Here is a 22,389-nt window from a genome sequence, read left to right as displayed (position 1 = left end):
CGCGCTTCAGGGCGCGCGGGCGCGCTCGGCGGCCGCGCGCTGCGCGGGATGGCGCCGGAGGTACTGGTCGGAGAACAGCTGCAGCCGGCCCTCGCGCAGGATGCCGATGAGTTCCACGCGACGCTCCGGCGGCAGCACGCAGATGTCCATGCCGGGGAAACAGTCTTCGGGCACCGGGCCTGCCGGATCCTGCGCCACCCGCGCCAGGTCGTCGGCCATCTTGAGATGCGACCCTTCGATCCCGGGCTGCTGTTCGCGCGCATACCCGCTGACCAGGACCTGCACCGCCAGCACCGTGGCCGCGGCCAGCGCCAGCGCATGGCCGGTGCGCGCGGTGCCCGCTGCAGGCGCGCGGGACGCGCTGCCCACGCGCGCCATCGCCATGAGCAGCAGCGCCGCCACCCCGAACTGGTAGAAACTGATGTAGCGCGGCTGGTCCAGGTACGCGGTGCCGAGCGCCGAGACCCTGACCATCAGCACCGCGGCCACGTGCGCATAGAACATCAGCATCAGCAGCACCGCGGCCAGCCAGGTCGAGCCTGCGCGCAGGCGCAGCGCCGACCACCAGAACCAGGCGTGCGCCAGCAGCATCACGGCCCCCAGCGCGTTGCGCAGCAGGAGCGCGCGGTCGCCCGCCAGCGCGGTGAGCGACTCCTTGCCCAGCAGGCCGGATGACGCCGGGATGGCGAACCAGGCCCAGGCCTCGCGCCACAGCACGGCCAGCGACGCGATGCGCTCCGGCAGCGGGCGGTTGAACACCGCCAGCGTCGTGCCCGAGGTGGTGCCGTACAGCGCGTACAGGCCGCGGCTCGCCACCAGGCCCAGCGCCATCAGCGCGAGCAGCACGGCCACCCGGCGCAGGCTCCGCTCGCGGAACGCGTACAGCAGCAGGGCCAGCCCCAGCGCCGCGCAGTACAGGAAGGCCGAGTCGTCGGCGACCACGCCCAGCACGAAGGCCGCCAGCGCCAGCGGCCACCCGCGCCCGCCCTGCAGTGCCCGCCATGCCGCCAGCGCCATCAGCAGCGCCAGCGCGTACAGCGCGAACCACATCGTCACCATCGGGTAGACGTAGATGAAGGTGCTGTTGAGCGAGAGCAGCACCGCCGCCACGGCGACGAAGCCGAGGCGGAAGGCGAATGGCCGCGGCGCTCCAGGCGCATCGGCCACCGCGAGGCGGTACAGCACCGCGAGCGCGAGCACGGCAAACACGATGCCCAGCAGCCCCTCGAGCATGAAGTCGAGCCCGAACCAGCGCGCGTTGACCGCCATCACCAGCTTCATCAGCGGCTGCGCGTGGTCGACGCCGGCGCGCTGGACGAAGAAGTTGGCCGGGCCGACCTGCCCGGAGGCCAGGTCGCGCAGCAGCGGATGCACGTGGTTCCAGTTGTCCGAGGCGATCAGCGGCCAGGCGACGGCGCGCACGTAGATCGCGGCGTTTGCCACCACCAGGGCCAGCAGGCCCCACATCAGGGCGCTCCGCACGCGCTCACCGCGCATTCCAACGTCGACAGCTGCCACGCCACCTCCACCACGCGACCGGTCCGCGATCATATCCGAGGACCTCGGCCGCACCGGGCCGCTATGATCCGGCGGATGCTCACCGATACCGACGCCGCACCTCCGGCGCCCCGAGGGCGCCCGTGGGCCCAGATCCTGCTGCCTGCGATGGTGTTCGCGATGGTCTTCGGCATCGCCTGCCTGCACTACCAGGGCCAGACCCTGGCCCGCGGCCCCGACCAGGCGGACATGCTGCTCGCGCTTTTCAACGAGGCCAGCCATGCGATCGAGGAGGAGGGCCTGCTCGCGGCGATGTACACCGAGGGCGTGCGCGCCGGCGAGTCGAACTGGTCGAACCCGAACTACCACATGCTGTATCCGCTCTACCTCAACTGGGCGGGCGCCGACGCGTCGCCGGCGGCCACCCTCGACCGCCTGAACCTGGTCATCGTGCTGCACCTCGCGCTGCTGGGCGCGGGCGCCTATGCCCTGGCGCGTGCGCTGGGCGTGCGCGTGGTGCCCGCGGTCCTGGTCGGGCTGGCGATTCCCTGGTTCCCCGCAGTCCGCAGCGCGGCGGGCTGGCCGCACATCATCGCCGGCATGGCCTGGATCCCCTGGGTGCTGGCCGCGCAGGTCGCGCTGTACCGGGGATCGGGCTGGCGGCTCCAGGTGCCACGGGCCATCGGCCTGGTGATGGCGGCGACCCTGCTGGCGCACGCGCACCCGGCGCAGAACATGGTGTTCGCGGGCTGGGCCTCGGCGGCGGTCTGGCTGCTGGTGTGCGCCCAGGTGCTGGCGGCACGCGACCGCGACGGGCTGCGACGGCTTGCGCGCAGCAGCGGCTGGCTCGCGCTGTCGGCCCTGCTGGTGCTGGCGCTGTGCTGGCCCTGGCTGCGCGAGATCCTCGCCTTCCATGGCCGCTCGATCCGCTGGCTGGGCGAAGTCGGCGGCTTCGTCGTCGGCGACCAGCCGGTGCCGGAGCACGCCCTGCGCTACCACGCACTGGCGCCGGCCGACGCCGGCCAGCTGGTGGCGTTCCGGGTGCAGCCCGGCATCGGCAACGCCTACCTCGGTGCCGCGGTGCTCGTCGCGGCGATGGGCGTGCTGTCCCGGGGCATGCGGTCCCGGGGCGTGCGGTCGCGGGGCGTGCTGTCGGATGACGTGCCGTCGCCGGGCATGCCGGCTGCGCCGCAGACCCGTTGCGCGCGCGCCATGCTGGTCTGCGGCCTGCTCGCGGCGCTCTTCTGCTTCGCACCCTTGGCGCCGCTGCTGACGGCGCTTCCGCTCGCGAACAAGGTGCGCGAGCTCACCTGGTGGTCGTGCCTGGCGGTGCTCCTGCTGGTGCCGCTGGTGCCGCTGGGCCTGCAGGCGCTGCAGCGCAGAGGCGAAGCCGGGTCCGCACCCTGGCGCAGCCCCTGGGCGTGGCTCGGCCTGGTCGGCCTCGTCCTCGCCACGGTGGCGACCGTCGGCTCCGGGGTCCCGTGGCGGCCCGTCGCCCTGCTCACCCTGGGCCTCGCGTTCGCGGCGCTGGCGTGGACACTGTTCGCGCCCAACGGACAGCGCGGCGGGGTCGCGGTGGCCTGCGCGCTGCTGCTGTTCGCCACCGCCTGGACCCCGTTCCGGCACAACATCCGATTCGACTACCACGACGCGATGCTGTTCCATCCCGACCGGGTGCAGGCACATGCCGACGCCGCCGCGCTCGCCGCGCGGCTCGACGGCCTCGACCGCTACCGCTTCCTCATGGCCGACAGCGTCGACAACGCGCACCTCCTGACCCACGCCTGGACGCTGCACGGATTCCGCTCGATCCATGGCGGCATCGGACCCACCGAATACGCGAAGTACATGCTGCTCTCGCAGGCCAACCCGATGGTCGCCGCGCTCTATGGCGTGCGCTGGTCGGTCTGGCCCGACGCCCACGCCCGCGCCGGCGACGAGGCGCTGCGCCCGGGGCTGGTCCTGCGCACGCACGAGGAGGCCCTGCCGCGCCTGTTCTTCCTGTCGGGTGGCCTGGACGTGGTCGCCGACCCGGTGGAGCACCTGCGCCAGTCCGGCGATGCCTCGCCGTTGCGCGCCACGGTGCGCAGCGCGCATCTTCCCGCCGGAGTGGACGCGACGGCCCTCGCCGGCCCGGGGCGGCTGGGCGGCGCGGTGGACCTGCGGCACAACGGCCGGACCCGACTGGAGGCAGGAGTCGAGGCGGAGGGCCCGGGCCTGCTGATCCTCAACGAGGATCCCGCAGCGCGCTGGCGCGCGACGCTGGATGGTCGCCCGACGCCGATGTTCCGGGTGAACGGCTACCAGACCGCGCTGTTCATTCCCGCGGCGGGGCCGCACGAGGTCCGCATCGAGCGCCCGGGGCGGCTGTTCGGCGGATCCTGATCGCGCTCAGGGCTGGCTCGGCGCCGCGCCGGAACCGGCGCACACATCCTGCGCGGACGCCAGCCGACCGTGGCCGTCGGGTTCGAACGCGAGCACGGGCATGGCTCCCATCGCACAGGCCTGGGTCGGCGGCGCGACCGTCAGTCCCAGTTCGTAGCGTGGCTTGCGTCCGCCAGGCGTCGACACCTGGTAGCAGGGCGTGGGCCCGGCGGCGAACACGATCCACTGCTGCGCGAAGCCACGCTTGTAGCGCAGGTAGAGCGTGCCGTTGCCGCACCAGGGAGACGGGCCATCCAGCCCGGCCAGGCCGACCACGGGCGCGGCGGCGATCGCGTCGCGATGCGCCTCCACGACCTCGAGCATCCGCCGGTTGACCGCTTCGCCGGCGGCGTAGCGCAGCGCGAGTTCGATGCGCGCCTCGCGGTGCGCGGACACCGCGATCGCGGCCACGGCCAGCGCGACGACCACCGGCAGCGCCCGGCGCGCGCGGCCCCGGCCGGCCTGCGGGGCGGCCTGCGCCAGCGCCAGCGCGACACCGATGATCGCGGCCATCCACGGCAGCCATGCGTAGGCGCGATAGCCCGGCATGTTGTGCGGGATCACCGCGTAGGGCAGCGCCAGCACCACGATCGTGGCGACCAGCCAGGCCAGCCGCATGCGCATGGCCGGCAGCCGCGCCATGGCGAGCATGGCGCACGCGGCGAGCAGCGTCGCGACCGCCGTATAACCCACGAACAGCGTCCCAAAGGCCTGCCACAGCGCCGCGGGCGCCAGTTCGACCGCATACGACGGACTGCTGGTGTCGGGCGAGAACAGGCCGGCGACGAAGGGATTGCGGTCCAGCGCGCTCCAGGCCATGGCACCCGCCGGCACCGCCACGAACAGCAGCGACACCGCCAGTCGGGCTGAACGCGACAGCGCCTCCGTCCGCTGGCCAGGCGCCCGGGCCTCGTGGTGGTCGAGGACCCAGAGCAGACCCAGCAGCAGCAAAGGCGGCAGCAGGAAGTCCTCTTTCGCGAACGCGCTCGCCAGGTAGACCAGTGCCGCCACGACGCACCAGGCGACGCGCGCCCGGCGCCAGCCGTGCCAGAGCAGCAGCAGGCTGGCCAGTCCCAGGCCGTGCGAAACCAGGTTGGTCATCAGCCCGAGGTATTTGCCGTGTTCGAACGCCGCGGCATGGCTGAACAGCACGGCGCTGGCCGCCGCGGCCGGCAGCAGGCCGATGCCGACGCCGAACACGCGCGAGACCAGCAGCATCGCCAGCCACGCCACCACGACCGTGGACGCGGCCAGCACCGCGTAGCTCAGCCAGAAGCCGCCGGCGGCGACGAGGAAGATGATGTTGGCCGAGACCGGGCGCTTCCAGTGCCAGCCCATGTCGGCGAGCGCGCCCGACAGGAACGAGAAGTCGTCGGGGTAGTACGGGAACGGCCGGCTGGGCGTCAGCAGGTAGGCGAACGCGAGGTATGCGGCCGCGAGCACCAGCAGCAGGCCGAGCGGATGCAGGCCGCGGCCGTGCGTGCGTGCATCTTGCATGGTCGCGAACCCCATCGCGCTCCACCCTGTTCCGTGATCGGCGGCATCATAGCGTGGGGCCGGCGGCGCACAGGGGACACGCGGCGGCCGTCTGGCAGAATACGCGGTCCTAAGGCCCGGCAGGATCCATGCGAGACGCCGCCATTCCAGTCAACTCGCTCGCCCGACAGATCGCGCCGCTGCGCGATGCGCTGCTGGCTGCGATCGCGGAGGTGGTGGACGGCGGGCACTACGTCCTCGGCGCGGGCGTGGAGGCCTTCGAGGCCGCGTTCGCGTCCTACTGCGGCGTCGCGCACTGCGTGGGCGTCGCCAACGGCAGCGACGCCCTGGAGCTCGCGCTCCGTGCGGTCGGCGTCACCGCAGGTGACCGGGTCGCGCTGCCGGCCAACGCCGCCATGTACGCGACCGGCGCCGCGCTCGCCTGTGGCGCGGAGCCGGTGTTCGTCGATGTCGCCAGCGACGCGACGCTGGATCCAGCGGCGCTCGCAGATGCCATCAAGGCCGGCGCGCTGCGCGCCGTGGTGGCGACGCACCTGTACGGCCGCCTGGCCGACATCGACGCGATCGCCCGGCTGTGCGCGGAGCACGGCGTCGCGCTGGTCGAGGACTGTGCCCAGGCGCATGGCGCGCGCGCCGCCGACGGCCGGCGTGCCGGCGCCTTCGGCGACGCCGCGGCGTTCAGCTTCTATCCGACCAAGAACCTGGGCGCGATCGGCGATGCCGGCGCGGTGACCTGCAGCGACCCCGCGCTTGCGCAACGGCTGCGCGCGCTGCGCCAGTACGGCTGGGAGCGCAAGTACGTCAACGCGCTGGCCGGTGGTCGCAACAGCCGCCTCGATGAGCTGCAGGCGCGCGTGCTGCTGCTGAAGCTGCCGCTGCTCGACAGCTGGAACCGACGCCGGCGCGAGATCGCCAACCGCTATTCGCGCGGGATCCGCAACGCCGGCATCGTCGTCCCCGCGCCGGCCGGCGAGGAGTACGTGGCCCACCTGTACGTGGTGCACAGCGAGCGGCGCGACGCGCTGCGCGCGCACCTCTCCCACTCCGGGATCGCCAGCGACGTGCACTATCCGCTGCCCGACCACTGGCAGCCTTGCTTCGCCGGACGCCATCGCCAGCAGTCGCTGCCGGTGACCGAGCGCCACGCACGCACGGCGCTGACCCTGCCCTGCTTCCCCGAGCTGACCGACGATGAAGCCGGGAAGGTGATCGACGCATGCAACCGGTTCTGAAGCCCGCGCTGAGCATCGTGGTGCCGGTGTACTGCAACGCCGGTTCGATCCCGCAGCTGCTGGCGGCCCTGCGCAGGCTGGCGCCGCAGGTCGAGGGTGGACTCGAAGCCGTGTTCGTGATCGACGGCAGTCCGGATGCCAGCCACGCCCTGCTGCGCGAGGCGCTGCCGTCGGCCGGATTCCCGGCGCGCCTGGTCGAACTCACCCGTAACTTCGGCGCCTTCCCGGCGATCCGGGTCGGCCTCGAGCGCGCCCGCGGCGAGGTCATCGCGGTGCTCGCGGCCGACATGCAGGAGCCGCCGGAGCTTGCGCTGGAGTTCCTGGCCGCCCTGCGCGGAGGCGCCGCCGACGTCTGCTTCGGGGTGCGCGAGGGACGCGACGACCCGCTGGCCGGCCGGCTGCTGTCGACCGCGTTCTGGTCGATGTACCGCCGCTTCGTGATGTCGGACATTCCGCGCGGCGGGGTCGACGTCTTCGCGCTGACCGCCGACTTCCGCGACCGCCTGGTCACGCTGCGCGAAGCGCATACCAACCTGGTGGCGCAGCTGTTCTGGCTCGGCGGACGGCGGGTGTTCGTGCCCTATGCCCGCCTGCGCCGCGCGCATGGCCGCAGCGCGTGGACCCTGCGCAAGAAGGTCGCCTACTTCCTCGACAGCGTATTCGCCTTCAGCGACCTGCCGGTCCGCATCCTGCTCATGACCGGCGGGCTGGCCCTGGTGACCGCGGCGCTGCTGGCGGCGGTGGTGATCGTCGCGCGCATCTCCGGCTGGGTCACCGTGCCCGGCTACGCGGCCACGGTGTTCACCATCCTGTTCTTCGGCGCCATCAACTCCCTGGGCCTGGGAGTGGTCGGCAGCTATGCCTGGCGCGCCTTCGAGAACACCAAGGCGCGCCCGCTCGCGCTGGTGCACTCCGAGGAAACCTTCGAGGACGATCGCTGATGGACTACTTCGTGCACCCCAACGCGCTGTGCGAGAGCGACGACATCGGCGCCGGCACGCGCATCTGGGCGTTCGCGCACGTGCTGCCGGGCGCGCGCATCGGCCGCGACTGCAACATCTGCGACGGGGTGTTCATCGAAGGCGACGCGGTGATCGGCGACCGCAGCACCATCAAGTGCGGGGTCCAGGTCTGGGACGCGGTGCGCCTGGGCAACGACGTCTTCGTCGGCCCCAACGCCACCTTCAGCAACGACGTCTTCCCACGCAGCCGGCAGCGCCCCGAGCGCTATGTGGAGACCGTGGTCGAGGACGGCGCCTCCATTGGCGCCAACGCCACCCTGTTGCCGGGGGTGCGCATCGGCCGCGGCGCCATGATCGGCGCCGGCGCGGTGATCACGCGCTCGGTCCCCGCCAACGCGATCGTGGTGGGCAACCCGGCGCGCATCGTCGGCTATACCGATGCCGACGAGGACGGAGGCCGCGGCACGGCCGCGCGCGCCGCCGCGCCGGAGCGCGCGCAAACGCAGCGGGATCGCCAGGACGCTGCCATGCCCGGCAGCGACGACGGGACGGGGCATGCCGATGGCGCGCGCCTGCAGCGGCTCGCGCGCTTCGTCGACGTGCGCGGCTCGCTGTCCGTGGGCGAATTCAGCCGCGACCTGCCCTTCGAGCCCGCCCGCTACTTCCTGGTGTTCGACGTCCCGTCGCGCGAGACCCGCGGCGAGCATGCGCACCGCCAGTGCCACCAGTTCCTGCTCTGCGTGCACGGCTCGGTCAAGGTGCTGGCCGACGATGGCCGCCATCGCCGGGCCTTCGTCCTCGACTCGCCCGACACCGGCCTGCACCTGCCGCCGATGACCTGGGGAACGCAGTACCGCTACTCGCCCGACGCCGTCCTGCTGGTCTTCGCCTCGCATGCCTACGACGCCGGCGACTACATCCGCGACTACGACGAGTTCCTGGCGCTGGCGACCGGCGAGGGCCCATGAGCCGTCCCGCCGGCCCGCCGCGGCCGGCAGCGGGTGGCGCCACGACCGCCGCCACCCTGCTCCGCTTCCTCCTGACCGGCGGTGCCAACACCCTGGCCAGCCTGGGCGTGTACTGGCTGCTGCTGCCCTGGCTCCGGCCGCAGGCGGCCTATGCCGCCAGCTTCGTCTTCGGCGTCTGCCTGGGCTACCTGCTGCACAGCCGCTACGCCTTCCGCGTGCGGCACAGCTGGCGCGGATTCGCCGCCTGGCCGCTGGTCTGCCTGGCAGGCTGGGCGGCGGGTGCGTCGATGCTGGCGCTCTCCATCGGCCCGCTGGGCCTGGATGCGCGCCTGGCGCCGCTGCTGTCGGTCGCCGCCAGCGTGCCGGTGACCTTCCTGCTCGGCCGCCGGGTCCTGCGGGCCTGATTCGCGCCCGCGGCCATGGCCGGCTAAAATCGCGGGTTTCCGCCCTACCCCCCAAGGACGCACCGCAACGATGAAGATCCTCGTCGGCTACAAGCGAGTGGTGGACTACAACGTCCGCATCCAGGTCAAGCCGGACGGCACCGGCGTGGTCACCGACGGCGTCAAGCTGTCGGCCAATCCCTTCGACGAGATCGCGCTGGAGGAGGCGCTGCGCCTGCGCGACAAGGGCATCGCCACCGAGGTCGTGGTCGCCACCATCGCCCCCGCCGACGCCCAGGCCCACCTGCGCAACGGCCTGGCGATGGGCGCCAACCGTGCGATCCACGTGGTGGTCGACGCCGGCCAGGAGGTGCAGCCGCTGGCGGCGGCCCGCGCGCTGCTGAAGCTGGTCGAGAAGGAATCGCCCGACCTGGTGATCCTAGGCAAGCAGGCGATCGACGACGACGCCAACCAGACCGGCCAGATGCTGGCCACGCTCTGGGGCCGTCCGCAGGCCACCTTCGCCAGCAAGGTCGAGGTCGCCGATGGCAAGGCCACCGTCACCCGCGAGGTCGACGCCGGCCTGGAAACGCTCGAGGTCGACCTGCCGGCCGTGGTCACCACCGACCTGCGCCTGAACGAGCCGCGCTTCATCAAGCTGCCCGACATCATGAAAGCCAAGTCCAAGCCGATGGACACCATCGCCTGGGCCGAGCTCGGCGTCGACGAGGGCCAGGGCCTGAAAACCACGCAGTACGCCGCGCCCGCGAAGCGCAGCAAGGGCGTGATGGTGAAGGACGCGGCCGAACTCGTCGCCGCACTCAAGGACAAGGGGCTGCTCTGATGGCCAAGGTACTCATCGTCGCCGAACACCACGACGGCAAGCTCAACGGCTCCACCGCGAAGTGCGTCAGCGCCGCGCAGGCACTCTCGCCCGAGGCCATCGACATCGTGGTGCTGGCCGCCGACCCGGCGACCGTCGCCGCGGACGCCGCGCAGCTCGCCGGCGTCACCCGCGTGCTGACCGTCGCCAACGAGGCCAATGCGAACGCCATCGCCCAGGTGCTGGCGCCGCAGGTCGCCAGGCTGGCCGACCGCTACAGCCACGTCTTCGGCCCCAGCTCGACCTTCGGCAAGGACCTGATGCCCTGCGTGGCCGCGCTGCTGGGCGTGCCGCAGGTGTCCGACCTGATGGGCGTCGAGGGCGAATACACCTTCAAGCGCCCGATCTACGCCGGCAATGCGATCGTCACCGTCGAGGCCCCGGCGGGCCAGACCGTGGTCGCCACCGTGCGCACCGCGTCTTGGAAGGAAGCGGCCAAGGGCGGCAGCGCCGCGGTCGAGGCGGCCAGCGTCGACGCGACCCTGCCCACGCACACCCGCTTCGTCGGCCTGGCCGCGGGCAGCACCGACCGCCCCGACCTGCAGGGCGCGAAGCGCGTGGTCTCCGGCGGCCGCGGCGTGGGCTCGGCCGAGAACTTCGAGGTCATCTACAAGTTCGCCGACAAGCTCGGCGCCGCCGTGGGCGCATCGCGCGCCGCGGTCGACGCCGGCTACTGCCCCAACGAGATGCAGGTCGGCCAGACCGGCAAGATCATCGCCCCGGAGCTCTACGTCGCGATCGGCATCAGCGGCGCGATCCAGCACCTGACCGGCATCAAGGACGCCGGCACGATCGTCGCGATCAACAAGGACGCGGATGCGGCGATCTTCGAGATCGCGGACATCGGGCTGGTGGGGGATCTGTTCCAGGTGCTGCCGGAGTTGGAAGCGGCGCTGGGCTGAGGCTACCGGTCGCGGCAGGCCCCGGTCGCAGGGGCCTGCCGTCCGCCTCGCGCGCAGGACCGCGCAGTCTTCAGGGCTTGCGCAGCAACCAGACCTCGATGTCGGGGGGGAGCACGGCAAGCAGCGGCGTTGCCACGGTGACCGCACCCGCGAGCAGCGCTGCCTTGGCCACCGGCACGTCCCTTGAATAGCGGATGCGGGAATACAGTCCGCGGATCGCGACTGACGGCAGCACCATGGTCTCTGCCAACTCGAATCCATGACGCGCGGCCAGCGCCCGCATCACCGCGGTGTCGAAATAGTGGACGTGGGGCGAAGGGAACCCGAGCTGCCACATCCGTTCGAATGTGCGCGCCAGGTGCAGGCGCGCCATCATCTTCGAAAGCCGGTACAGGAATCCGCGGCGCGAGGGCGAGTTCACGATCAGCCAGCCGCCGTGTGAAAGATGCCGGGAGACCGCCGCCAGCGTGGCGTTGACGTCGGGAATGTGCTCGAGCACGTCGTTGAAAACGATGAGGTCGAAACGCTCGTCGGCCCCAAGCACGTCAGGAAAGAAACCACTGCGCACCGCCAGTCCACGCGCACGTGCCGCGGCGGCGACGGAGGCGTCAGGCTCGATTCCCACAGTATCGAAGCCGGCACCCGCCGCCTCGATGAACCAGCCGTGCGCGCACCCCACATCGAGCAGGCGAGGCCGTAATGTCCGGACCGGTACCGGGAGTGTCCCGAGTCGCTGCAGCAGCCGCGCGAAGTTAGCTCGCCTGAGCGCCTGGAGCCCATCGTGTCGCGCCGCCTCGTCCAGGTCGCCTCCCGCGGCCTGCTCGAGGATATGCGGCTCGAGCGTGCTGCCTTCATAGGTGCAGGCGGTGCAGCACAGATGCCACGGCTGCACGCCCGTCACCAGCTCCGCCCCGCAGGCGGGGCAACGGCTCAGGCCTGGGGCTTCCAGCCGGTCAACGCGATTCCCATCAGGATCACCAGCCCACCCGCGAGCGTTTGCCATCTAAGAGGCTCCCCAAGAAAGATCGCCGCAGCCACCGGAACCAGCAGGAACGACAGACCGTAGAACGGAAAGGCGAACGACAGCGGCACCCTCGACAACACGACCAGCCAGGTCACGGTTGCAAGCCCGTAGATCGCTAGGGCAGCCACGAGTGGCACGGTCAGCCAGGTGGAGGGCTGCGACAGCACGAGATGCGACGACGCCGTCTTGAACAGCACCTGCCCGAACGAGAGCATGGCGATGGTGCAGACGATCAGGGCCAGGTTCGCACCCGTCAGGTATTCCGCTTTGCTCACGTCAGTCCGGCCAATGGAACAGTCGTATTAGCATATCCGGTCCGCAAGTGGCCTGCACCCCGCTGGTACACTGCGCGGCCGTACTCCCCGCCCCAGGAACGCATACGTGCCCGCGAACTCTTCAGCCACGGATGGGCGCCGCACACGGCTCGCAACGGGCACTGTTCGGTTCGAATGGATGCACCGCCGACCGCGCCGCTCGCTGGCGCTGCTCGCAGTGCTCGCTTTTCTCGCGGCGAGCGTGCTGATCGGCGGCTATCTCCAGTCACGGGCCAAACTGAAGTTCGACCTGCAGTCGCCGGTCGCCACGCAGCTGCAGGTCTTTCATTCGACCGATGGCCTGTTCCGCGAGGCCGACTCGCACTCGGAGACCGCGGCCGCGGGCACGAAACGCATGCGGCTGCGAATCCCGGCGGGCTACAGCGAGCACCTGCGGATCGACCCGGCGCCGGGCGGACCCGTGCTGCGCCTCTGCAAGCTCGGCGCGCGCGATGGACGGCTCGTGCTGTACGACATCGCAGGGACCAACCAGCTGGCGGCGCACATCGATGCCGGCTGCCTCGTGCTGGAACCGCATGCCGGTGCGGAAGATCCGTTCGTCGTCCTCATCGCCCAGGGCGTGGTGGCAGAAGACCACGTGCGCGGTTGGAGGGTAGCCATGGCGCTCTCCGCACTCCTGCTCGCGGCGGCGCTGCTTGTCGGGCTGCAGCTGGCCGAGAGCATCGAGCGCCTCTCGCTGGCCTCGCGCAGGCTCTTCGAGACGGCGTCGCGGCACGCGCACTGGCTCGCTTTTGGATCGATGCTGCTTCTCGGGGGCCAGATCCTGCATGCGCTGCCGCCGAACGGGGTGCCCGATGAGCCCGCGCACCTGAGCAAGATTGCGAAGATGCACGGCGGCGTTCTCCTTGGTGATTCGGGCCACGAGCCGGTGGTCGATGTGGCCGCGATGTACGGCGAGCTATGGGGCGGCGTCCCGCGGCCCGAGGCACTCGACCGCTCCGTGCTGGAGCGGCAGCTGGAACAGCCACTGGCCTGCGACCGCGCACCCCGCGCTCTTCCCAGGTCCGCGGACCAGTACGCGCCGCACCTCTATGTCGCACCAACCCTCGCGATGGCGGCGTCGTGCGGGATGGGCGCAAGCTTCGGTGGCTTCCTCGATACCGCCCGGATCTTCAACCTGCTGCTGGGTGCCTTCCTAGTCGCGTTCGGGATCCGCCAGGCCGGCCACGGCAAATGGGCGCTGTTCATTGTTGCAATGCTGCCGATGACCATCAGCCAGGTGGCGTCGATCAGTGCGGATTCGATGCTCCTCTCCCTGACCCTGTGCTTCATCGGCTACGTCTCCGGCGTGGCTTCGGGCAAGGTTGGCTGGAGCCAGGCACGCATCGTGCTCCCGCTGCTCGCCGTCGGGCTCGCATTCGCCAAGCCCGGGGCTGCATGGATCCTGGCCGCGGTGCTTTTCTGCTATCCCGCATTCCGCGACAACCGCCGGCGCTTCGCCGCGCTGGCGGCCACCTCCATGCTGCTGCCGTGGCTGATCCACGTGGGCTGGACCCTGTGGTCCGCGGGGAACGCCCACTACGGCCCCGGTGTCGACCCTGAGCAGAACAGGGCGCTGCTCCTGGAGCAGCCGGGAGTGGTCGCGCGCATGGCGTTCAATACCTTCCTTGGCGACGGTTTGCCCCATCTCTACAACTCCATGATCGGCCGGCTTGGCTGGCTTGACATCCCGCTGTCCCCCTGGGCCTACGTCGCAGGCGGATGGATGCTGTTCGCCAGCGTCTGGACGAATCCCGATGACATGCGCCTGCCCATGTGGGTGCGCGTCCTCGCCCTGATGGCAGCTGGTGGCTCGCTATTGCTTCTCGCGCTCCCCTTGCTTCTGACCTGGACGCAGCCGGGCGCGCCTGTCATCCAGGGCCTGCAGGGTCGCTACTTCCTGCCCACCCTCGCCTTCGTGCTCGTCTTCTGCGCTCTGCGCGCGACACCGGTGGCGCGCCTGGTACTGCTGGCATGCGTCCTCTGCGCCCCCATGCTTTCGCTGGATGCACTTTCCAGCATCCATTTGCGCTACCACGGTTCCTGACATGATCCAGTCTGCCGTAGACCAGACCCTCCGCTCCCGCAACGCCCGCCCGCACGTCGCTGCGGTGCTCCCCTGTTACCGGGTGACCGCCCACATCCTCGACGTCCTGGCGCGCATGCCGGCGATCGTCGACACGATCGTGGTCGTGGACGACGCCTGTCCGGACGGTTCAGGCCGACTGGTCGAGGGGTCGTGCCAGGATCCGCGCGTGCGCGTCCACTACAACGGGCAGAACCAGGGCGTGGGCGGTGCCGTGCTCAACGGCTACAGGGTGGCGATCGCCGCGGGTGCCGACGTCATCGTCAAGATCGATGGCGACGGCCAGATGGATCCGGGGCTGGTCACGCGCTTCATCGCGCCGATCCTCGCCGGTGAAGCCGACTACACCAAGGGCAATCGCTTCTTCGACCTGACCAACATCACCCGCATGCCGCCGTTGCGCATCTTCGGCAACGCGGTGCTGTCGTTCATGGCCAAGCTGTCCACCGGTTACTGGGACCTGTTCGACCCCACCAACGGATACACGGCCATCCACGCGGCGGTGGCCGGACGGCTGCCGTTCGACCGGATCAGCAAGCGCTACTTCTTCGAGACCGACATGCTGTTCCGCCTCAACACGCTGCGGGCGGTGGCGGTGGACGTGCCGATGGACGCGCACTACGGCGACGAGGTCAGCAACCTGCGCATCTCGCGCATCCTGGGCGAGTTCCTCGCCAAGCACGCGCGCAATCTCTGCAAGCGCATCTTCTACAACTACTTCCTGCGCGACATGTCGCTGGCGTCGATCGAGCTGGTGGCGGGTGCCGTGCTGGTGGCCGGAGGCACGCTCTTCGGCGCGTCGGCCTGGCTGCAGTCGATGCAGGCCGGGGTGCCGACGCCCGCCGGCACGGTGATGCTGGCGGCACTGCCGATCATCCTCGGGCTGCAGTTCCTGCTGGCTTTCCTGGGCTATGACATCGGTTCGGTGCCACGCCGTCCCATGCACAGGTCGGCGGTCGCGCGCATCCCTGCAGCGGCGGCGCCGGACGTGCCTGCGGGCGGCTGAACAGGCGGGCGGCGCCTGGACGCCGGCCCGCCCGCAACGGGGATTTCAGCCCGCGGAGAACGGCACCCCTGTGCAACCGCGCAGGTCGGCCTCGTCCACGCCTTCCGCGGCCTCCACCAGCACCAGCCCGCCAGGCGTGACGTCGAACACCGCCAGGTCGGTGATGATCCGGCTGACCACGCCCACGCCGGTGAGCGGAAGCGTGCACTCGGGCAGGATCTTCGGCTCACCGGCCTTCGTGCAGTGCTCCATCAGCACCACCACGCGCTTCACGCCGGCCACCAGGTCCATCGCGCCACCCATGCCCTTGACCATCTTGCCGGGCACCATCCAGTTGGCCAGGTCACCCTTGTCGGTGACTTCCATCGCCCCCAGGATCGCAAGGTCGATGTGGCCGCCGCGGATCATGGCGAAGGAGTCGTGGCTGCCGAAATAGCTGGCGCCCCTGCGCGCGGTCACGGTCTGCTTGCCGGCGTTGATCAGGTCGGCGTCGAGTTCGTCCTCGGTCGGGAACGGGCCGATGCCGAGCAGGCCGTTCTCGCTCTGCAGCCACACGTCCACGCCTTCGGGGATGTGGTTGGCCACCAGCGTCGGCAGGCCGATGCCGAGATTCACGTACATGCCGTCGGCAAGCTCGCGCGCGGCGCGCTGTGCCATCTGGTCGCGGGTCCAGGCCATCACTTCGCTCCTTCGCGCACGGTGCGCTGTTCGATGCGCTTCTCGGGGCTCGCGTTGACCACGATGCGGTCGACGTAGATCCCGGGCAGGTGCACCTGGTCCGGGTCGATGGCGCCCACCTCCACCAGCTCCTCGACCTCGGCCACGCAGACCCTGCCGGCCATGGCGCAGGCCGGGTTGAAGTTGCGCGCGGTCTTGCGGAACACCAGGTTGCCGGCGCGGTCGGCCTTCCATGCCTTCACCAGCGACACGTCCGCGGTGAGCGCGGTCTCCATCACATAGTGCTTGCCGTCGAACTCGCGCGTCTCCTTGCCCTCGGCCACCACGGTGCCGTAGCCGGTGGCGGTGAAGAACGCCGGAATGCCGGCGCCGCCGGCGCGCAGGCGCTCGGCCAGGGTGCCCTGCGGATTGAACTCGAGTTCGAGCTCGCCGGCGAGGAACTGGCGCTCGAACTCCTTGTTCTCGCCCACGTAGGACGAAATCATCTTGCGGATCTGCCGCGTCGCGAGCAGCTGGCCCAGGCCGAAGCCGTCGACGCCGGCGTTGTTGGAGATGGCGGTCAGCCCGTTGACGCCCGAGTCGCGCAGCGCGGCGATCAGGGCTTCCGGGATCCCGCAGAGGCCGAAGCCGCCCACCGCGAGCGTCTGTCCATCGGCGACGACGTCGCGCAGCGCGCTGGCGGCATCGAGGAAGACCTTTCCCGGCGATCGGGTGTCGGGTGTGGCGGCCAAGGCAGGCTCCTGGTCACGGATGGAACGGGCATGGTACCGGCCCGAGCACCGGCGCTGCACTGCCCTTTGGTGCAGTGTGCGTCAGCGCCTGGCCGCGGCGGCCTGCGCTGCGGCGATGGCCGCCAGGCGCGCATCGACGTCGGGATACGGCGTGGCGTCCATGACCGTCGACAGTGCCGACCACAGCGCGGACTCGGAAAAACGCGTGCGGATGAAGGCCAGGCCGGCCTCCGACGCGTTGCGCCAGGCCGCGTCGTCGCCCGCGAGCATTGCGACCTGGTGCGCGAAGGCCTCGGCCTGGTCGGCCACGCGCAGCGCCTCCGCGTCCTCCAGGCCCTGTGCGCCGACGGTGGTGGTCACGCAGGGCACCCCATGGCGCAGCGACTCCAGGACCTTGCCCTTGACGCCGGCGCCGAAGCGCAGGGGCGCGACCGCCACCCGCGCGCGCGCGTACGCGGCCATGAGGTCTTCTTCCGTGAGCGCGCCGGTCACCTCGACGTCCGGGCCCGCGAAGGCCAGGATCTCCGGCCCGGGGTCCGCTCCCGCCACCACCATCCGCAGCCCCGGGCAGGCCGCGCGCACGTGCGGCCAGGCCTCGGCCAGGAACCAGGCCACGGCGTCGGCGTTGGGCGCGTGGGCGAAGCCGCCCACGAACAGCACGCTATCGCGCGCACCAAGCCGCTCGGCCTCGCCCAGCCGCTCAGGCACGCCGCCATATGCGAACAGCGGCACGGTCAGCGCCCGGACCGCCGCCCCATGGCCGTCACGCCAGGCCTGCACGTGCCGGGTCTCGGCTTCGGCCGGGTACAGCACCGCGTCCACGCGCGCCCACACACCCTCCTCCAGGCGCCGGATGTCGACCACCTGTCGCCCGAGTGCCGGGGAAGGTTCCAGCGCGTGCTGCGCCGCCAGGCGCAGGTGGTGCACGTCGTGTCCGTAGTACACGACGCGGGCGCTGGATCGCCGGCGCACCGCGTCGACCAGCGCGTCGGCCACGTGCGGGCGGCTCAGCAGCGCGTAGTCCAGGCAGGCGCCGTGCGCGTTCAGCCAATCGTCGAACCCGACGAGGCCCTCGCCGACGATCTCGATGCCGTGCATCAGCAGCAGGTCGCGCGCGCGCGGATCCGGGTCCGGGGCGTGGCTCCAGAACTTCAGCTCGAAGCCCCGTTCCTGCAGCAGGCGCATCAGCTGCCACATCGCGCGCGAGCCAGCGTCCTGGTCGGTCCGCGGCAGGTGGCGGTCCGCCACCAGCACGAGCTTCTTCCGCTGCGCGCGGCTTCGCGCCAGGAACGGATGCTGGCCCCGGGGAAGCTGGTCGCGTTCCAGGATCGCAGCCCAGCGTTCGAAGAAGCGCACGCGGTTTTCCGCCTGCCAGGCCTTGCCGCCCTCGCCCGCATCGGTGCCGTGTGACAGCCCTTCCTGGTGAACCACGGTCGACCAGGGTTGGTAAAAAGTGCGGATCCCGTGCTCGCGCAGGCGGAAAGCGAGATCGGTGTCCTCGTAGTACGCCGGCGCATAGCGCTCGTCGAAGCCGCCCACGTCGCGAAGGGTCTGCGTCCTGAGCAGGATCGAGGCGCCCGACACGTAGTCCACTTCGCGCACCGCCGCGTGGGCCGGATCGGCGGGATCGCCGCCGCGGCCGACGTTGCAGCCGTCGCCGTCGGACCAGACGATCCCGCCAGCCTCCTGCAGCCGTCCGTCGGGATAGACCAGCCGCGACCCGGCCAGGCCGCAGGCACCATGCAGCTGGAAGGCCAGGAGCAGGCCGTCCAGCCAGCCCGGGGTGACCAGCGTGTCGTTGTTGAGGAAGTGTACGAACGCAGCGCGCACCAGCGGCAGCGCGGCGTTCATCGAGCGCAGGAAGCCGAGGTTGGCCGGGTGGCGGTGGTAGCGCAGGCCGGGCACGCGGGCGAAGCGGTCCATGTCCGGTTCGCCCGAGGCGTCCTCCACCAGGATCACCTCGAAGGGCACGCCGGCGCCGGCGTCGCGGATTGACTCCAGGCAGGCCCGGGTGGCGGCGAACTGGCCGTGCGCGGCCACGACGATCGATACCGTGGGCTCGGCCACCACATCGAACGCCAGGTCCGCGATCGGCAGGTCGGCGCGCGCGGGCGGAGACGGAAGCGACGACGGCTGCGCTGCGGGCGCATCCCCGATCACGTCGTCCGCGGGAAACCGCGGCAGCGCGGTCGGCTGCGCGGCAGGCGGATCCAGCACGCCCTGCGGCATCGCCGGTGGCTCGGGCGCGGCGCTGCGCATGCTGCGCATCCAGCGCCAGCTGCGGCTGGTCACGATCTGTTCGATGAAGGCCTGCTGCGCCGCGAGCAGGTCGCGCAACCTGGCCTCGCGTCCGGAATGCGCAGCCACGGCGCCGGCGTGGTGCTGCGCCAGGGCGTCGTAGGCATCGCGGGCCTGGGCGAACGCGTCGCGGAGGGTGCCGCCTGCCTCGGCCTGGCGCGCCAGCAGCGCGGCCTGGTCCGCGGCGAGCGTGCGCAGGGCGAGTGCGTCGGCCTCAAGAATCGCCCGCCACGAGCCCTCCTCCAGCGCCTCCACTGACAGACGCGCCCGGGCACGCGTGGCTTCGGCCAGCGCCTTCGCCTGGGCAGCTTCGGTCGCCTCCAGCGCGGCGATGCGCAGGTTGGCCTCGTGCAGCGCCGTGGCAAGCCCGGTGGCGTCGGCCTCGCGGCGCACGGCCTCGACGGCGCGGTTCCGCGCGTCGACCTGGGTCTCGTATTCGGCCACGGCGTCGGCGAAGGCCGCCGCGCGCAGATCGTCCATGGCCGCGGCGTCGGGCACGCGGAGGTCGTAGACCTCGTTGGCGGGCAGCTCGATCCGGCCGAGCTCGGACATGTCCGCCAGGTCGAATGCGACCACGCATGCCTGCGCAATCGCGCCTGGCTCGGCGTTGCGGCTGCGGCTCAACCCGACGTACAGCACGCCGTCGGCGATCGCCAGGCCGCGGACATATCCGTCCAGCGGCCAGGCACCTGCGGCTTCGAAGCCGCGATAGCAGCGCAGCGTGCGCGCCTCCGAATCGCACAGCCACACGCGGTCGCCATCGGAGAGCAGCGAATGCGGCTGTGACAGGCCGCGCAGCATCACCTCGCCGGTCTCGACGTCGTAGACCTCGCCGGCACCGCGGGTGGCGCCCTTGTAGCCCCGATGGGCGTGGAAGGTGCCGAAGCGCGAGGCCAGCAGCCGGCCTTGGTGGACACAGCAGGAATTGACGTGCTGTGCGTCTTCCTCGCCCGGCTGCGCCCAGTGGCGCAGCTCAGTGAAGGCGTGGTCGAACTCGAATACCGCGTTGAGCTGGGTCGCGACGACGTAGACCCGGCCGTCGTGCCAGAGCACGTCGTGCAGGTCCAGCGAACGCTCCACCAGCTGCACGCGCACCGCGTCGCGCCCACGCAGCCAGCGCAGCTCCGCGCGGCCCTCGGCCTGCCGCGCCAGCAGCGCGCCGCCGGGCAGGAGCGCGATGCCGGTGGTGTCGACGTGCGACCAGCGCTCCACGGCGCCGTCGACAATCGCGAACACGCCGCCACCGTTCACCGACGACACCAGCAGGCGTCCGGCGGGCCAGCCGCTCATCCCATGCTCCGCAGCCCGCCGGTCGCGGCGCCCAGCGTGAACACCGCCTCCATGTCGGCCACGCCCTCGGCGTGTCGCACTTCACCGGCCACGGTCAGGATGATGGCATCGGTGCGCCGGTCGATGGCGTGGATCTCCACGCCGTCTTCGTCGAGGCGCGACACGCCCACGGTCACGAAGTACTGTCCGCGCAGGAGCGCGCAGCGCAGGTCGAACTCGCCGATCGCGGTGGTACCGGCGTCGCAGGCGTAGAGTTCGCCCGTCGACACGAGGGTGTTGGCGCTGTACAGGACCGAGCCGGTCACCGTGCACACGCGCACCCCGAAGATTAGCCTGTCCAGTGCCTCGCGGAAGTGGTAGCGCACGAGCAAGCGGAAGGGTTCGCGACCATGCACCAGCGGCCCATGGCCGTGCCCGCCCACGACCAGGCAGTCGGCGGTCAGCGCGCGGCCATCGCCCAGGCGGGTCTCGTCGCGGTTATAGCCCGGGCGGGTGTGGAACTGGTCGCGCGCCCCGCCCTCCAGGAAGCGCTGCAGGTCGCGTTCCTCCAGCGCGGCCTCGTCGCCGGGCGGTGTTGCGGCATCCGCCTCCGTTCCGGGGCCCGCCTCGTCCGGCGCGTCCCCGCTTACGGCCGGGTTGTCGCCGAAGACCACCCGCAGGTACTGCTTCACGGCCGACTGCGCGTCGCCATCGTAGATCAGCCGGCCGCGATCGAGCACCACGCCGCGGTCGCAGAGCTGCAGCACCGATTCGATGGCGTGGGTCACGAATAGGAGCGTGCAGCCCTGCTGGCGCATCTCTTCGATGCGCTTGAAGCACTTGCGCTGGAAGTAGATGTCGCCGACCGAAAGCGCCTCGTCGACGATCAGCACGTCGGGATCGGTATGCACCGCGACCGCGAACGCAAGGCGCATGAACATGCCGCTGGAGTAGGTCTTCACCTGCTGGTCGACGTGGCCGCCGATCTCGGCGAAGGCGAGGATCCGATCCATGCGCTCGTCCACCTGCCGCTGGCTGAGGCCGAGCAGGCTGGCGTTCATGCGCACGTTCTCGCGACCGGTGAACTCGGGATTGAAGCCCGCGCCCAGCTCCAGCAGGGCGGCAATTCGCGCCGACACCGTCAGCTCGCCCGTGCTCGGCTGCAGGATGCCGGCGATGATCTGCAGCAGCGTGGACTTGCCCGAGCCGTTGCGGCCGATGACGCCGATCGCCTCGCCGCGCCGGATGTCCAGGTCCACGCCGCGCAGTGCGTGAAAATGCTCGACCCTGCGCGCGCCCGGCGCAAGCACGTGCAGCAGCTGCTGGTAGGGCTTGTCGAACATCGGGAACGACTTGCCGATGCCGCGCAGGCGGACCACGACCTCAGAGGACATCGGCAAACCCCCGGCTGCTGATCCGGAACCAGGCGTAGGTCGCGTAAAGCACCACCAGGCTGGCCAAGCCACGCCAGGCCAGGCCGGTCCAGTCCGGCGGACGACCCCACAGCGCGACCTCGCGCACCTGGTCGATGAAGAAGGTCAGCGGATTGAGCGCGAAGATGGCCTGGTAGCGCTCGGGCAGCGCGTCCACGGGGACGATCGCCGACGACAGGAACAGCAGGGCCGTCACCACCACGGGCACGGCCTGGTTGATGTCGCGGATGTAGACGCCAAGCGACGACACCAGCCAGCCCGTGGCCACCGCCAGCAGCGCCAGCGGCAGCAGCACCACGGGCGCGAGCGCGATCCACGGTGAGAGGGTGCCCACCATCAACGCGCACAGCACCGCGAACACCACAAGGTTGGCGAGCAGATGGAAGCCGGCGGACAGCATCACCGTCCACGGCAGGATGTGCAGCGGGAACACGACTCGCTTGACGTAGTTGCCGTTGTCAACCATCAGCCGCGGCGAGCGCGCGAGGCACTCGGCGAAGAAGCCGTGCACCATGATCCCGAGGAACAGCACGATCCCGAACGGCACCTCGGCATCGGCCGTCTGGCTCCAGCGCGCCCCGAGGATTTCGCCGAAGGCCACGGTGTAGATCAGCAGCATCATCAGCGGTCCGAGCAGCGACCACAGCAGGCCGAAGCTGGCGCCGCGATAGCGTCCCAGGATGTCGCGCGCCACCAGCTCCCGGGTCAGGTCCCGGTACTGGAGTAGCGCCGAGAACGGCGCCCGCGCGCGGAGCCTCCAACGCGCAGGGGGCCTGGCCAGGAAGGGCGCGTCACGCATGTG

Annotated in this window: 18 protein-coding genes; 9 read left to right on the top strand and 9 right to left on the bottom strand. The window is 71.0% G+C overall.

Annotated elements, in window-relative coordinates; translation table 11 throughout:
* Positions 1–6: 6 nt before the first annotated feature.
* Positions 7–1,467 (bottom strand): hypothetical protein, encoded by a 1,461-nt coding sequence (locus JG616_RS04410; protein ID WP_199391779.1) that lies wholly within the window; start codon positions 1,465–1,467, stop codon positions 7–9.
* A 126-nt stretch (positions 1,468–1,593) separates the two neighbouring features.
* Between JG616_RS04410 and JG616_RS04405 the strand changes: the two genes are divergently transcribed.
* Positions 1,594–3,882 carry a hypothetical protein gene (locus tag JG616_RS04405; protein ID WP_199391778.1) on the top strand — a complete coding sequence of 763 codons (2,289 nt, stop codon included), beginning with the start codon at positions 1,594–1,596 and terminating at the stop codon, positions 3,880–3,882.
* A gap of 6 nt (positions 3,883–3,888) precedes the next feature.
* Here the strand turns inward: JG616_RS04405 and JG616_RS04400 are convergent, their stop codons facing one another.
* A complete protein-coding gene (locus JG616_RS04400) occupies positions 3,889–5,418 on the bottom strand; it encodes a hypothetical protein (RefSeq protein ID WP_199391777.1) in 1,530 nt (509 codons plus the stop codon).
* A 128-nt stretch (positions 5,419–5,546) separates the two neighbouring features.
* On the opposite strand from JG616_RS04400, the gene JG616_RS04395 reads away from it, so the two are divergent.
* From JG616_RS04395 to JG616_RS04370, 6 genes are all read left to right on the top strand, one after another.
* Complete coding sequence (locus JG616_RS04395; RefSeq protein WP_199391776.1) at positions 5,547–6,650, top strand: DegT/DnrJ/EryC1/StrS family aminotransferase; 1,104 nt, start codon at positions 5,547–5,549, stop codon at positions 6,648–6,650.
* A complete protein-coding gene (locus JG616_RS04390; RefSeq protein ID WP_199391775.1) occupies positions 6,635–7,591 on the top strand; it encodes a glycosyltransferase family 2 protein in 957 nt (318 codons plus the stop codon). The genes JG616_RS04395 and JG616_RS04390 overlap by 16 nt, the downstream gene beginning before the upstream one ends.
* On the top strand, positions 7,591–8,580 hold the full coding sequence (locus JG616_RS04385) for a WxcM-like domain-containing protein (RefSeq protein ID WP_199391774.1): 990 nt from the start codon (positions 7,591–7,593) through the stop codon (positions 8,578–8,580). The genes JG616_RS04390 and JG616_RS04385 overlap by 1 nt, the downstream gene beginning before the upstream one ends.
* Positions 8,577–8,984 carry a GtrA family protein gene (locus JG616_RS04380; RefSeq protein ID WP_199360227.1) on the top strand — a complete coding sequence of 136 codons (408 nt, stop codon included), beginning with the start codon at positions 8,577–8,579 and terminating at the stop codon, positions 8,982–8,984. Before JG616_RS04385 ends, JG616_RS04380 begins: the two co-directional genes overlap by 4 nt.
* Before the next feature lie 70 nt (positions 8,985–9,054).
* Positions 9,055–9,807 (top strand): electron transfer flavoprotein subunit beta/FixA family protein, encoded by a 753-nt coding sequence (locus tag JG616_RS04375; protein WP_199360226.1) that lies wholly within the window; start codon positions 9,055–9,057, stop codon positions 9,805–9,807.
* Positions 9,807–10,748, top strand: coding sequence for an electron transfer flavoprotein subunit alpha/FixB family protein (locus tag JG616_RS04370; protein WP_199360225.1), 942 nt, complete (start codon positions 9,807–9,809; stop codon positions 10,746–10,748). Before JG616_RS04375 ends, JG616_RS04370 begins: the two co-directional genes overlap by 1 nt.
* Positions 10,749–10,818: 70 nt before the next feature.
* Here the strand turns inward: JG616_RS04370 and JG616_RS04365 are convergent, their stop codons facing one another.
* Together JG616_RS04365 and JG616_RS04360 are read right to left on the bottom strand one after the other, a co-directional pair.
* Positions 10,819–11,649 carry a class I SAM-dependent methyltransferase gene (locus tag JG616_RS04365; RefSeq protein WP_199360224.1) on the bottom strand — a complete coding sequence of 277 codons (831 nt, stop codon included), beginning with the start codon at positions 11,647–11,649 and terminating at the stop codon, positions 10,819–10,821.
* A gap of 29 nt (positions 11,650–11,678) precedes the next feature.
* Complete coding sequence (locus JG616_RS04360; RefSeq protein ID WP_199360223.1) at positions 11,679–12,047, bottom strand: EamA family transporter; 369 nt, start codon at positions 12,045–12,047, stop codon at positions 11,679–11,681.
* A 178-nt stretch (positions 12,048–12,225) separates the two neighbouring features.
* On the opposite strand from JG616_RS04360, the gene JG616_RS04355 reads away from it, so the two are divergent.
* On the top strand, positions 12,226–14,133 hold the full coding sequence (locus JG616_RS04355; RefSeq protein ID WP_199360222.1) for a DUF2142 domain-containing protein: 1,908 nt from the start codon (positions 12,226–12,228) through the stop codon (positions 14,131–14,133).
* A 1-nt stretch (position 14,134) separates the two neighbouring features.
* Positions 14,135–15,178, top strand: a complete 1,044-nt coding sequence (locus tag JG616_RS04350; RefSeq protein ID WP_199360221.1) for a glycosyltransferase family 2 protein — start codon at positions 14,135–14,137, stop codon at positions 15,176–15,178.
* Positions 15,179–15,223: 45 nt separating this feature from the next.
* Here JG616_RS04350 and JG616_RS04345 read toward each other — a convergent pair whose 3' ends face one another.
* The 5 genes from JG616_RS04345 to JG616_RS04325 all read right to left on the bottom strand — a co-directional run bounded on the left by JG616_RS04345 (position 15,224) and on the right by JG616_RS04325 (position 22,386).
* The gene (locus JG616_RS04345) at positions 15,224–15,856 is read right to left on the bottom strand and encodes a CoA transferase subunit B (protein ID WP_199391773.1); all 633 of its coding nucleotides are present in this window, start codon (positions 15,854–15,856) and stop codon (positions 15,224–15,226) included.
* Complete coding sequence (locus JG616_RS04340) at positions 15,856–16,587, bottom strand: CoA transferase subunit A (RefSeq protein WP_199360219.1); 732 nt, start codon at positions 16,585–16,587, stop codon at positions 15,856–15,858. The genes JG616_RS04345 and JG616_RS04340 overlap by 1 nt, the downstream gene beginning before the upstream one ends.
* An 81-nt stretch (positions 16,588–16,668) precedes the next feature.
* On the bottom strand, positions 16,669–20,175 hold the full coding sequence (locus tag JG616_RS04335) for a glycosyltransferase (protein WP_199360218.1): 3,507 nt from the start codon (positions 20,173–20,175) through the stop codon (positions 16,669–16,671).
* Complete coding sequence (locus tag JG616_RS04330; RefSeq protein WP_199360217.1) at positions 20,172–21,548, bottom strand: ABC transporter ATP-binding protein; 1,377 nt, start codon at positions 21,546–21,548, stop codon at positions 20,172–20,174. The genes JG616_RS04335 and JG616_RS04330 overlap by 4 nt, the downstream gene beginning before the upstream one ends.
* Complete coding sequence (locus JG616_RS04325; RefSeq protein WP_199360216.1) at positions 21,538–22,386, bottom strand: ABC transporter permease; 849 nt, start codon at positions 22,384–22,386, stop codon at positions 21,538–21,540. The genes JG616_RS04330 and JG616_RS04325 overlap by 11 nt, the downstream gene beginning before the upstream one ends.
* Positions 22,387–22,389 lie beyond the last annotated feature (3 nt).

It is taken from the genome of Luteimonas sp. MC1895, assembly GCF_016457215.1.
Taxonomy (GTDB): Bacteria; Pseudomonadota; Gammaproteobacteria; order Xanthomonadales; family Xanthomonadaceae; genus Luteimonas.
The sequence above is the reverse complement of the archived record's forward strand: the minus strand, read 5'-3'. Positions and strand labels throughout refer to the sequence as shown.